Annotated in this window: 9 protein-coding genes; 6 read left to right on the top strand and 3 right to left on the bottom strand. The window is 64.4% G+C overall.

The window, feature by feature from the left end:
* Positions 1–18: 18 nt before the first annotated feature.
* From ACREP4_RS08585 to mutS, 3 genes are all read left to right on the top strand, one after another.
* Positions 19–924: a cation diffusion facilitator family transporter gene (locus ACREP4_RS08585; protein WP_431595772.1), complete on the top strand. Its 906-nt coding sequence runs from the start codon at positions 19–21 to the stop codon at positions 922–924.
* Positions 921–2240, top strand: coding sequence for an amino acid permease (locus tag ACREP4_RS08580; RefSeq protein ID WP_431595771.1), 1320 nt, complete (start codon positions 921–923; stop codon positions 2238–2240). The genes ACREP4_RS08585 and ACREP4_RS08580 overlap by 4 nt, the downstream gene beginning before the upstream one ends.
* A 138-nt stretch (positions 2241–2378) precedes the next feature.
* On the top strand, positions 2379–4949 hold the full coding sequence (gene mutS / locus ACREP4_RS08575) for a DNA mismatch repair protein MutS (RefSeq protein ID WP_431596147.1): 2571 nt from the start codon (positions 2379–2381) through the stop codon (positions 4947–4949).
* Positions 4950–5191: 242 nt separating this feature from the next.
* Here mutS and ACREP4_RS08570 read toward each other — a convergent pair whose 3' ends face one another.
* Together ACREP4_RS08570 and ACREP4_RS08565 are read right to left on the bottom strand one after the other, a co-directional pair.
* Entirely contained in the window at positions 5192–5818 is a 627-nt protein-coding gene (locus ACREP4_RS08570; RefSeq protein ID WP_431595770.1) for a glutathione S-transferase family protein, read from the bottom strand.
* Between the two features lie 73 nt (positions 5819–5891).
* The gene (locus ACREP4_RS08565) at positions 5892–6578 is read right to left on the bottom strand and encodes a helix-turn-helix transcriptional regulator (RefSeq protein WP_431595769.1); all 687 of its coding nucleotides are present in this window, start codon (positions 6576–6578) and stop codon (positions 5892–5894) included.
* Positions 6579–6803: 225 nt separating this feature from the next.
* Between ACREP4_RS08565 and ACREP4_RS08560 the strand changes: the two genes are divergently transcribed.
* Both ACREP4_RS08560 and ACREP4_RS08555 read left to right on the top strand, forming a co-directional pair.
* Positions 6804–8456, top strand: a complete 1653-nt coding sequence (locus ACREP4_RS08560) for a catalase (protein ID WP_431595768.1) — start codon at positions 6804–6806, stop codon at positions 8454–8456.
* Positions 8457–8609: 153 nt separating this feature from the next.
* A complete protein-coding gene (locus tag ACREP4_RS08555; protein ID WP_431595767.1) occupies positions 8610–9221 on the top strand; it encodes a DUF937 domain-containing protein in 612 nt (203 codons plus the stop codon).
* 130 nt (positions 9222–9351) lie between these two features.
* Here the strand turns inward: ACREP4_RS08555 and ACREP4_RS08550 are convergent, their stop codons facing one another.
* A complete protein-coding gene (locus ACREP4_RS08550) occupies positions 9352–9759 on the bottom strand; it encodes an RNA-binding S4 domain-containing protein (protein WP_431595766.1) in 408 nt (135 codons plus the stop codon).
* Positions 9760–9882: 123 nt separating this feature from the next.
* Between ACREP4_RS08550 and ACREP4_RS08545 the strand changes: the two genes are divergently transcribed.
* Positions 9883–11385, top strand: coding sequence for an MATE family efflux transporter (locus ACREP4_RS08545; RefSeq protein WP_431595765.1), 1503 nt, complete (start codon positions 9883–9885; stop codon positions 11383–11385).
* The last annotated feature ends 168 nt before the right edge of the window (positions 11386–11553 follow it).

Genomic DNA, 11553 nt, shown 5'->3' with positions numbered 1-11553 from the left:
GAGCCACGTCTCCCTCCAATGACCAGCACACGCCAGGAACAACGGGTATTGCAGTTGTCGATCGCAGGGACCGTACTGGTCGCTGCGATCGGCTTCGTTGGTGGCATGTTGGCGCGCTCGCAGGCGATCCTGTTCGATGGCATCTACAGCCTGGTGGATGTGGCATTGACGCTGGTCGCGTTGGCCGTGCTGCGCTTGATGGCCAACGAACAGAGCCCGCGTTTCCAGTACGGGTTCTGGCATCTGGAACCCATGGTCGAAGCACTGGGCGGCGCCATCCTCAGTCTGGCCTGCGTCTATGCGCTGGCCAATGCAGTGATCGGCTTCAGCGGGGATGGTCACGAAACACGGCTGGGCCCGGGACTGGTCTGGGCTGCACTGCTGGCCGTGGTAGACCTGGCCATGGCGGTGTGGATCGGCCATCATGCGCGCCGCCTGCAATCCGGATTGCTGGCATTGGATGCGCGCGCGTGGCTGTTGACCGGGTTGATGAGCCTTGCCGTGGTGCTGTCGTTTGTCATCGCACTGGCGCTGCGCGGTGGCGCGTATGCGCATTGGATTCCCTACATGGATCCGCTGGTATTGGCCTGCATCAGTCTGGTCGCGCTGCCGGTGCCGCTGCGCGCAGCGTGGAAGGCGGCACGCGAGGTACTGCAGGTCGCGCCGGATGATCTGGACCGGCATGTGCAGCAGGTGATGCAGCAGTTCGTCAGCGAGCATCAGTTTGAAAGCTTCACCAGCCATGTCGCCAAGATCGGGCGCATGCAGTTCATCGAGATCCACATCCTCACAACGCCGGAAACCCAACTGGGCAGCATCGGCGACGTCGACCGGCTGCGCGATGACATCGCCACCCGTCTCGACGCGCGTTCGGGCCGGTTCTGGCTCACCATCGATTTCACTTCCGACCCGGCGTGGACATGAGCCGCCCTGCCCCGCAGAAGATGGGCCTGACCATGGCGACGATGCTGGTCGCCGGCAACATGATCGGCACCGGCGTGTTCCTGCTGCCGGCCAATCTGGCCACGGTCGGCAGCATCTCGTCGGTTGGCTGGCTGATCGCCACGGCCGGCGCCATCGCACTGGGGCTGGTGTTCGCACGCCTGTCGCAACTCAATCCGCAACCCGGCGGCCCCTACGCCTATGCACGCGACACGTTCGGCAACTACATCGGCTTTGTCAGCAACTACGCCTATTGGTTCGGCAACTGGATCGGCAACGTCGCCATCGCGCTGGTGGTCACCGGCTACTTGAGTCATCTGTGGCCGTTGCTGCAGGAGCTGTATCCGCGACTGGGTTTCACCCTGGCGGTGATCTGGCTGTTGAGCCTGGCCAACGCACGCGGCGCCCGCTGGATCGGCGCGCTGGAAACCGGCACCCTGCTGCTCGCGCTGATTCCGATCCTGAGCATCGCCATCGCCGGTTGGTGGTGGTTCGATGCGACCTTGTTCAAGGCTGGCTGGAACGTCAGTGGCATGGAAGACAGCGCGGCGATCTCGCGCAGTGCATCCATCGCGCTGTGGGCCTTCATGGGCGTGGAGAGCGCGGCGGTATCGGCCGATGTCATCGACAACCCCAAGCGCAACATTCCGCTGGCGACCCTGCTGGGTCTGGCGCTGGCGGCGGTGATCTATATCAGCTGCTCGCTGGTCATCATGGGCATTGTGCCGATGGAGCAGCTGCGTGATTCGTCGGCGCCGTTCGCCGATGTCGCGCAGTTGATGGTTGGCCCCTGGGGCGTGGTGGTGATCGCCCTGTGCGCCATTTTCAAATCGCTGGGCGCGCTCGGCGGCTGGATGCTGCTGGTCGGGCAATCGGCCAAGGCGGCGGCCGAGGACGGCTTGTTCCCGCGCGTGTTCTGCCGGCTCAACCGCCACGGCATGCCGGGCGTCGGGTTGATGATCGTGGCGGTGCTGATGAGCATCCTGCTGCTGGCGACCTCCTCGCCCACGCTGGCCCGGCAATTCGACCAGCTGACCAACATCGCGGTACTGCTGACCATCATTCCCTACCTGTTCTCAGCCGGCGCACTGGCCGCCACCACGCTGGAACGCAACGAAACCGGCCTGCTGCGCGCCGGTTGCCTGCTCACCGCAGCCGCCGCCGTCGCTTACTGCCTGTACGCCCTGCTCGGCGCCGACGCCCAGTTGCTGGCCTACGCCACCGTGGCGATGCTGTTCAGCGCGGCGCTGTACCCGTTCTTCCGGCGGCGGATGCTGGACGTGGCCAAGGGCGGATAGCCGTCCCCCGGACACTGCGCATCCGCCGCTTCGCCCTACAGGGGCCAGCGCCTACAATGGCGCCCTTATGGCAGCTCCCTGCCCGGCAATTGAAGTGGACTCCGCGTGACCGAGAAAAAGCCCGAACACACCCCGTTGATGAAGCAGTTCTTCGCCGCCAAGGCCGATTATCCGGACCTGCTGCTGCTCTTCCGGATGGGCGATTTCTACGAATTGTTCTACGACGACGCGCGCAAGGCCGCGCGCTTGCTGGACATCACCCTGACCCAGCGCGGCAGCTCCGGTGGTGCGCCGATTCCGATGGCTGGCGTGCCGGTGCATTCGTATGAAGGCTATCTGGCGCGTCTGGTGGCCTTGGGTGAATCGGTGGCGATCTGCGAGCAGATCGGCGATCCGGCGCTGGCCAAGGGCCTGGTCGAACGCAAGGTGGTGCGCATCGTCACGCCCGGCACCGTCACCGACGAGGCGCTGCTGGACGAGCGCCGCGACACATTGCTGATGGCGTTGTCACGCAACAAGGTTGGCTACGGCCTGGCCTGGGCCGATCTGGCCGGCGGCCGCTTCCTGGTCAATGAAGTCGACAGCGACGATGCACTGGAAGCCGAGCTGGCCCGTCTGGAGCCGGCCGAGCTGCTGGTTCCCGATGAGGAAAACTGGCCCGAGTTCCTGCGCCAGCGCAACGGCGTGCGTCGGCGTGCGCCGTGGTTGTTTGACGCTGACAGCGGCCGTCGGCAACTGTTGAACTTCTTCAAACTGCACGACCTCACCGGCTTCGGTTTGGACGACAAACCGCGCGCCACCGCCGCTGCCGGCGCCCTGCTCGGCTACGTCGAGGAAACCCAGAAGCAGCGCTTGCCGCATCTGACATCCATCGCGATGGAAAACGCCGGCGAAGCGATCGCGATGAACGCCGCCACGCGTCGTCATCTGGAACTGGACACACGCGTGGACGGCGACACCCGCAACACGCTGCTCGGTGTGCTCGACAGCACCGTCTCGCCGATGGGCGGGCGCCTGCTGCGCCGCTGGCTGCACCGTCCGCTGCGCCTGCGCAACGTGCTGCAGCAGCGTCATCATGCGGTCGCCACGCTGATTGATCGCGGCACCGATGCCGACCTGCGCGAAAGCTTCCGCGCGCTCGGCGATATCGAACGCATCCTCACCCGCATGGCCTTGCGCTCGGCACGCCCGCGTGATTTCTCCACGCTACGTGATGGCCTGGGCATGCTACCGGCCATCAACGCACTGTTGGACGGGTTGGATTCGCCGCGCCTGCAGCAGCTGCGCGCCGAACTGGGTTCGCATGACGAAAGCGCGCATCTGCTCGCCAGCGCGATTGCCGAACAACCGCCGCTGAAGTTGTCCGACGGTGGCGTGATCGCGGAAGGCTACGACGCCGAGCTGGACGAACTGCGCCGACTGTCCACGCATGCCGACCAGTTCCTGATCGACCTGGAACAACGCGAACGCGAAGCCAGCGGCATCGCCACATTGAAAGTCGGCTACAACCGCGTGCACGGTTACTACATCGAAATCAGCAAGGGTCAGGCCGACAAGGCGCCGGTGCATTACACCCGCCGGCAGACGCTGACCAATGCCGAGCGCTACATCACCGAGGAACTGAAGAGCTTCGAGGACAAAGTGTTGTCCGCGCGCGAGCGTTCGCTCAGCCGCGAGAAGTTGTTGTACGAAGGCCTGCTCGACATCGTTGCCGAGCATCTGGAGCCGCTCAAACGCTGCGCTGCCGGCCTCAGCGAACTGGACGTACTGGCCGCCTTCGCCGAACGTGCGCAGGCGCTGGATTGGGCGCAACCGGAACTGCAGGAAGAACCGTGCCTGCGCATCGAACGCGGCCGTCATCCAGTGGTGGAAGCCGTGCGCGATGCGCCGTTCGAGCCGAACGACATCGACCTGCACCCGGACCGCCGCATGCTGGTCATCACCGGCCCAAACATGGGCGGTAAGTCCACTTACATGCGGCAGAACGCGCTGATCGTGCTGCTGGCGCATATCGGCAGTTTCGTCCCGGCCCGCCGCGCGGTGATCGGCCCGATCGACCGCATCCTGACGCGTATCGGCGCCGGTGATGATCTGGCCAAGGGCCAATCCACCTTCATGGTGGAGATGGCCGAGACCAGCTACATCCTGCATCACGCCACCGCGCACTCACTGGTGCTGATGGATGAAATCGGCCGTGGCACGTCCACCTATGACGGCCTGGCATTGGCCGATGCAGTGGCACGTCATCTGGCGTATCAGAACCGTTGCTACACGCTGTTTGCCACGCATTACTTCGAGCTCACCGCACTGGCCGATGAAAGCCACGAAGGCGGCGCCAGTGGCATCGCCAACGTGCACCTGGATGCAGTGGAACACACCGACAAGAACGGCGGTGAGCGCCTGGTGTTCATGCATGCGGTGAAGGATGGCCCAGCCAATCGCAGCTTCGGCCTGCAGGTGGCCGCACTGGCCGGCCTGCCGCGTTCCACCGTGGCGCAGGCACGGCGCCGCCTGGCGGAACTGGAGCAGCGCGGCGGTGAAACGCAGGCGGCATCAATGGCGCCGCAGGCATTGGACGCACCGCAGCAGTTTGGATTGTTCGCCGCGCCCAACTCGGCTGCATTGGACGCACTGCAGGCGATTGACCCGGACGAACTGACGCCGAAGCAGGCGCTGGAAGCGCTGTACCGGGTGAAGTCGTTGATCTAGTCGAGGCGCGAGCCCACTGCTTCAAGCCCCTCTCCCTTCATGGGAGAGGGGTTGCGGAGAGGGCGCCTCGTAGCCGGCCAACTCACTCAAGGCTCCAATGGGTGACCACGCAGGCATGCGGTGCACGCCGCCCCTCTTCCGCCCTTCGGGCACCTTCCCCCAAAAAGGCGGCTGCTGTCCCGCAAGGGGAGAAGGGAGCCACCTGCGTCAGCGCTGTTCAGTACGACCTGCCCAAAGGCGGCTCAAGCAGCGGCTGCGCCCTCCGCCACCAGCGCATCGTCCAGTTCACCGGCACGCACGGACGCTGGCCGTTGCAGATGCACCGCGCAGTACTGCTGGAACGCTGGCTTGGCCTCAAGCTCACCGATGCGCATGTAGTAGCTCAGGAAGGACGCCATATACAGATCGGCGACGGTGAAGCTATCGCCCACCAGATAGCGCTTGCCGGCCACCGCCGTTTCCAATGTGTGCATCAGATCGGCGGCGCTGCCGTAACCGGCCTCCATCGGCGGTGCCAGCGCGCCATGACGACGGTCGGTGACGAACGCCTCCAACGGGCCGGCCGCGAACAACACCCAGCGGTAGCACGCACCGCGTTCGGCGCTGCCCACCGGCGGCAACAATCCCTTCCAGGGCGCCAGATCCGCAAGGTGCAGACAGATCGCTGCGTTCTCGGTGATGACCGTACTGCCCTGCAGCAGCGCCGGCACCTTGCCCATGGGGTTGATCGCCAGGTACTGCGCGGACTTCATGCTGGCGCCGTACTCCAGTATCACCGCGTCGTAGCGCAGGCCGGTTTCCTCCAGCATCCAACGGGTAATGCGGCCGCGCGATTGTGGGTGGGTATGGAACGTGAGCGTGTCGGACATGTCAGGCACCTGCGTGGTAAGGAGCCCACAGTGTGCGTAGGGGCTGCTGACAGCCGCTGTCAGCAGTGATGCATCACTTGTCGGTGAGGCACTGCGCGCGCCAACGCTTCAAGAGTTGATGGCGTTGCGCCGGATAGCGCTGCGCGGTGTCTTCCAGCGCCAACAAGCGGTCGGCACGGAAGTGCCGGAAATCAGCACGCATCTCGCACCACGCCGCCAGCATGCGGACATCGGCCATGAAGGCCATCGCGAACGGCCAGATCATGCGTTCACTCACCCTGCCTTCGACATCGCGGTACTGGATACGCACGGCATTGCCGTCGCGGATGGCACGTCGCAACGCGGGCAACCACGGTTCCGGCGGCACCGCATGCCAGTGCGGTGCGAACAGGCCGCTGGTCTCCACCTGCAGGCGCAGGGTTTCCGGCAACACGCTGGTGATCCGCTGCAGGGCGGTGTCGGCCGCTGCCGCCAGTTCTGGATCGCCATGCGACGCCACCCAGCGCGCGCCGAGCAGAACCGCTTCGAGTTCTTCGGCCGAAAACATCATCGGCGGCAGCATGAAACCCGGCCGCAACTGATAGCCGACCCCGGGATCACCAGCGATATCGGCCCCCTGTCCGCGCAATGCGTCGATATCCCGGTAGACCGTCCGCAGGCTCACTTCCAGCCGCTGCGCCAATTCAGCACCACGCACCGGCTTGCGGCGCCGACGCAGCTCATCGAGCAGGTGCAGCAATCGGGTGGCGCGTTGGGTCATGACAACTGCCGCAAGGGAAGACCGCGCAGCATAGCGGGCCGGCTCCATCCGCTGCCATTTGGCCTTGATGACAGCAGACCTGTCATGACCAGAAACGGTGCATATTCATCCCAGCCACTCCGATAGATAAATCCTATGGGTGCGAATCGATCATTCGATTAGGCATTTCACCTGTTCATGCCTACAGTCGGTTCAAGATTCACCCTTAGCCAGCTGGAGCCAGCCATGAGCAGTAGCGACACCAAACCTACCTGTCCGTACCATGCCGCCCCCTCGCCCGAGCAGGCCGCGCAGGCACAGCGCGACACCAGCACCACGCCCACGCAGAAGCATGGCGATGCGCCGGTGACGCCGATGACCACCGCCTTTGGTGCGCCGGTGGTGGACAACCAGAACAGCAAGACCGCCGGCCCGCGTGGCCCGCTGCTGATGGAAGACGTGTGGCTGCTGGAGAAGCTGGCCAACTTCAATCGCGAGGTCATTCCCGAGCGCCGCATGCATGCCAAGGGTTCCGGTGCGTTCGGCACCTTCACCGTCACCCATGACATCAGCAAGTACACCCGCGCCAAGTTGTTTTCGGCCGTGGGCAAGCAGACTGAAATGTTCGCCCGCTTCACCACCGTGGCCGGCGAGCGCGGCGCGGCCGATGCCGAGCGCGACATCCGTGGCTTCGCGCTGAAGTTCTATACCGAAGAAGGCAACTGGGACCTGGTCGGCAACAACACGCCAGTGTTCTTCCTGCGTGACCCGCGCAAGTTCGGCGACCTCAACAAGGCGGTCAAGCGCGACCCGCACACCAACCTGCGCAGCGCGCGCAACAACTGGGATTTCTGGACCCTGCTGCCTGAAGCGCTGATGCAGGTGACGGTGGTGATGAGCGACCGCGGCATCCCGCGCAGCTTCCGCCACATGAACGGCTTTGGCTCGCATACCTACAGCTTCATCAATGAAGGCGGCGAACGCTTCTGGGTGAAGTTCCACTTCGTCACCCAGCAGGGCGTACAGGCACTGACCGATGCGCAGGCCGAAGTGCTGGTCGGCAAGGACCGCGAAAGCCACGCTCGTGATCTGTTCCAGTCCATCGAACGCGGCGAGTTCCCGTCGTGGAAGTTGTTCGTGCAGGTGATGCCGGAGCTGGATGCGGAAACCTATCGCGTCCATCCGTTCGACCTGACCAAGGTGTGGCCGAAGAGCGACTATCCGCTGATCGAAGTGGGCCATTTCCAGCTCAACCGCAACCCGGGCAACTGGTTCATGGATGTCGAGCAGTCGGCATTTGCGCCAAGCAACCTGGTGCCGGGCATTGGTCCGTCGCCGGACAAGATGCTGCAGGCACGTTTGTTCGCCTACAGCGATGCGCAGCGTTATCGCCTGGGCGTCAATCACCACCAGATCCCGGTCAACGCGGCGCGCTGCCCGGTCAACAGCAACCACCGCGATGGCGCCATGCGGGTGGATGGCAACTACGATGGCCTGCCGCATTACGAGCCCAACAGTTACGGCCAGTGGCAGGAACAGCCGGCATTCCGCGAACCGGCGTTGAAGATCCGTGGCGATGCCGACTTCTGGAATTTCCGCGAAGACGACAACGATTACTTCAGCCAGCCGGGTGCGCTGTTCCGCAGTTACAACGCCGAGCAGAAGCAGCGGTTGTTCGACAACACCGCGCGTGCACTTGGCGATGCGCCGGACTTCATCAAGCAGCGCCACATCGACAACTGCAACAAGGCCGACCCGGCTTACGGCGCCGGTATTGCCGCATCGCTGCAGAAGCTGACGGCTGCCGCAGCCACCCCGGCCGATCCGTTCGCACCGCCGCCGCACCCGGGCAGTGATTTCCCGACCGCCACCCCAGGCGCCGAGGATATCGAGCTTTGATTCACCCGCCCCGCCCATACGGCGGGGCGTTCTGGTTACCACCGCGCCCGGGCTGCAGCTGATGCATCCCGGGCGTTGATGTAAGCCCCCCACGCAAGCACCCTATCCGGGGTTAACATCCCGCTCTGTTACTCATTGCAAGGAATCTACGACATGAGCCTGACCGACGACCTTCTCTCCCAGCTGCAAGGCGCGCCCCTGCAGCAGGTTTCCCAGCAATTGGGCCTGGATCCGCAGCAGGCGTCCGGCGCCATCAGCGCGGCCCTGCCCTTGCTGATGGGTGCACTGGGCAACAACGCGGCCCAGCCGCAGGGCGCGCAAGCGCTGCTCGGCGCGCTGCAGACCAATCACAGCGGGCTGGATATCGGCAGCGTGTTGGGCTCGGTGCTGGGCGGTGGCGGTGGCGGCGCGGCGGCCAATGGCGCTGGCATTCTTGGCCACATCTTTGGCGGCAACGAAACCCGCGCTGAAACCGGCCTGGCCCAGGCGACCGGCCTGAGCCCGAGCAGCTCCGGCCAGCTGTTGAAGATTTTGGCCCCGATCGTGATGGCCTTCCTGGCGCAGCGCATGACCAGCGGCGGTAGTCAGGCCGATGCCGGTGGACTGGCCCAGTTGCTCGGCCAGGAGAAGCAGCAGGTAACGCAGGCCGGCGGCATCGGCGGCGGCCTGTTGGCCAGCGTGATGGACCAGGACGGCGACGGTCAGTTCGGCGTCAGCGACCTGATCAAACTGGGCAGCGGCCTGCTGGGCAGCGGCAAGCGCTGAGCCGAGTTGCCGCAGGTTGATCGAAAACGCCACCGCAAGGTGGCGTTTTTATTTGCGTAGTGCCGAGCCATGCTCGGCGACGGGCTTTCCCGGTAATGCTTCTGCCGGGAATGGCTCGGCACGACGGGTGTCAGAGGGCGTCCAGATCACCCAGTGCGCGGATCAATCGCCGGGCACGCTTGTCCGGTTTGTGTTCCGGCGCGCGATAACCTGTGCGCTCGGCGGCACGGCGCAATCTCACTTCCTCTCGCGCTTTCTTCGAGGCTTCGCTTTCCAGATACAACGCCTGCGCGACCGGTGCTGCGCCGCGCGTGTCACTCAAGCCGAGGACGTGTAGCTCAAATACTTCTTCGCCGCGCTGTACGCGCAAGGCATCGCCGATGCGCAGGGCGCGCGAGGATTTCGGACGCTGCCCTTCCACGTCAACCTTGCCGGTGTCCACCGCCTGTTTGGCCAGGCTGCGGGTCTTGAAGAAACGTGCGGCCCACAGCCACACATCGAGGCGGATGCTGGGGATCGGTGCGACTTCGGGGTTCATCGTGTTCCTGTTGTCTCCGTTTCAAGAGCCGGTTGCGCAGGCGCAGGGGGATGCATACCAGTCGTCGGCGTCGTCACCGGCAAGATGCTAGTGTGCCTGCCTCGATTCAAACAGCGGCGTCCAATGTCGAAAGCAAGCCAAGCCCGCTCCCTTACCGAAGGTCCGATCGGGCGCAGTCTGCTGCTGTTCTCGCTGCCTATTCTCGCCGGCAACATGGCGCAGTCGCTGAATGGGTCGGTCAATGCGATCTGGGTGGGCAAGTTCCTCGGCGAGGCAGCACTCACCGCCACGGCCAACGCCAACAACATCATGTTTTTCCTGATCGGCTCGGTGTTCGGCATCGGCATGGCGGCCACCATCCTGATCGGCCAGTCCATCGGCGCCAAAGACCTGCCGCAGGCGCGCCGGGTGATGGGCACCAGCGCGACCTTCTTCATCGGTCTGTCGGTGGTGATCGCGGTGGCCGGTTGGTTCCTGTCACATCGCTTGCTGTTGGCGATGGGCACCCCCGCCGAATCGCTGCCAATGGCCGAGGCGTACCTGAAGGTGATCTTCCTCGGCATGCCGCTGATCTACGCGTTCGCGTTTTTCACTGCGGCGTTGCGCGGCGCCGGCGATGCACGCACGCCGTTTCGCTTCCTGCTGCTGTCGGTGCTGTTGGATATCGGCATCAACCCGTTGCTGATCTTCGGCCTTGGCCCGTTCCCGGAACTGGGCATTGCCGGTGCCGCGTGGGCCACGTTCTTCGCACAGGGTTTGGCGCTGGCGGCGATGCTGCTGTACCTGCGCAACAAGCGTCACATGCTGTGGCTGGGCCGCAAGGATGCCGCGCTGCTGAAGATCGACCCGGTGATCCTCAAGGCACTGGTGATCAAGGGCGTGCCGATGGGCCTGCAGATGGTGCTGATCTCGCTGGCGATGATCATGATGATCTCCATGGTCAACGCATACGGCGTGGAGACCTCATCGGCCTATGGCGCCGCGCTGCAGTTGTGGACCTATGTGCAGATGCCGGCAATGGCCATTGGCGCGGCGTGTTCGTCGATGGCCGCACAGAACGTCGGTGCCGGCCGCTGGGACCGCGTGCATGCCACCGCGCGTACCGGCGTGTTGTTCAACTTCCTGCTGACCGGCGCGTTGATCGCACCGATCATTCTGTTTGATCGAAGCACGCTGGCGCTGTTCCTGCCCGGCGAAAGCCCGGCGCTGGAAATCGGCCGCCACCTCAACCACATTTCGGTGTGGTCGTTCCTGTTCTTCGGCGTGACCTTTGTGGTGTCCGGCGTGGTTCGTTCGACCGGCGCGGTGGTGCCGCCGTTGCTGATCCTGGCGGTCGCGATGTGGGGCATCCGCGTGCCGTTCGCCAAATGGCTGCAACCGGTGCTGGGCGTGGACGCGATCTGGTGGAGTTTCCCGGTCAGCGCGTTCTGCTCGATGGTGATGGTGATGGCCTATTACCGCTGGGGTAACTGGCGCAAGGCCAAGATGCTGGAGAAACACGAAGTCGATGCACTGGCCACACCGGCAGAAGTGCCCTCGACCCCGCCATCGCCAGTGGCCGATGCCAATCCGGAAGTGGAAGCCGACGTTGATGAGGATGTGGCTGAGCAGCCGGCGGCGCGTTGAAGCGTCGCTGGCGAAGCATCTCTTCGTGAGATGCAGCCGTAGGGTGGGATGAGCAACGCGCAATCCCAACGTGACCGTTGGATTCTGAGCACAGGCGTTTACCCCTCCCCGCCCTCCCCTTGCCTACGGCAAAGGGAGGGAGCTGTAGTGCCGAGCCATGCTCGGCAG

Source organism: Stenotrophomonas sp., assembly GCF_050737575.1.
GTDB lineage: Bacteria > Pseudomonadota > Gammaproteobacteria > Xanthomonadales > Xanthomonadaceae > Stenotrophomonas.
The sequence above is the reverse complement of the archived record's forward strand: the minus strand, read 5'-3'. Positions and strand labels throughout refer to the sequence as shown.

What these genes read in the sequence shown, in the direction of transcription:
- ACREP4_RS08585 (WP_431595772.1), top strand. Translation starts at nt 19, where the DNA reads ATGACCAGCACACGCCAGGAACAACGGGTATTGCAGTTGTCGATCGCA.
- ACREP4_RS08580 (WP_431595771.1), top strand. Translation starts at nt 921, where the DNA reads ATGAGCCGCCCTGCCCCGCAGAAGATGGGCCTGACCATGGCGACGATG.
- ACREP4_RS08565 (WP_431595769.1), bottom strand. Translation starts at nt 6,578, where the DNA reads ATGACCCAACGCGCCACCCGATTGCTGCACCTGCTCGATGAGCTGCGT.
- ACREP4_RS08560 (WP_431595768.1), top strand. Translation starts at nt 6,804, where the DNA reads ATGAGCAGTAGCGACACCAAACCTACCTGTCCGTACCATGCCGCCCCC.
- ACREP4_RS08545 (WP_431595765.1), top strand. Translation starts at nt 9,883, where the DNA reads ATGTCGAAAGCAAGCCAAGCCCGCTCCCTTACCGAAGGTCCGATCGGG.
- ACREP4_RS08555 (WP_431595767.1), top strand. Translation starts at nt 8,610, where the DNA reads ATGAGCCTGACCGACGACCTTCTCTCCCAGCTGCAAGGCGCGCCCCTG.
- ACREP4_RS08570 (WP_431595770.1), bottom strand. Translation starts at nt 5,818, where the DNA reads ATGTCCGACACGCTCACGTTCCATACCCACCCACAATCGCGCGGCCGC.
- ACREP4_RS08550 (WP_431595766.1), bottom strand. Translation starts at nt 9,759, where the DNA reads ATGAACCCCGAAGTCGCACCGATCCCCAGCATCCGCCTCGATGTGTGG.
- mutS (WP_431596147.1), top strand. Translation starts at nt 2,379, where the DNA reads ATGAAGCAGTTCTTCGCCGCCAAGGCCGATTATCCGGACCTGCTGCTG.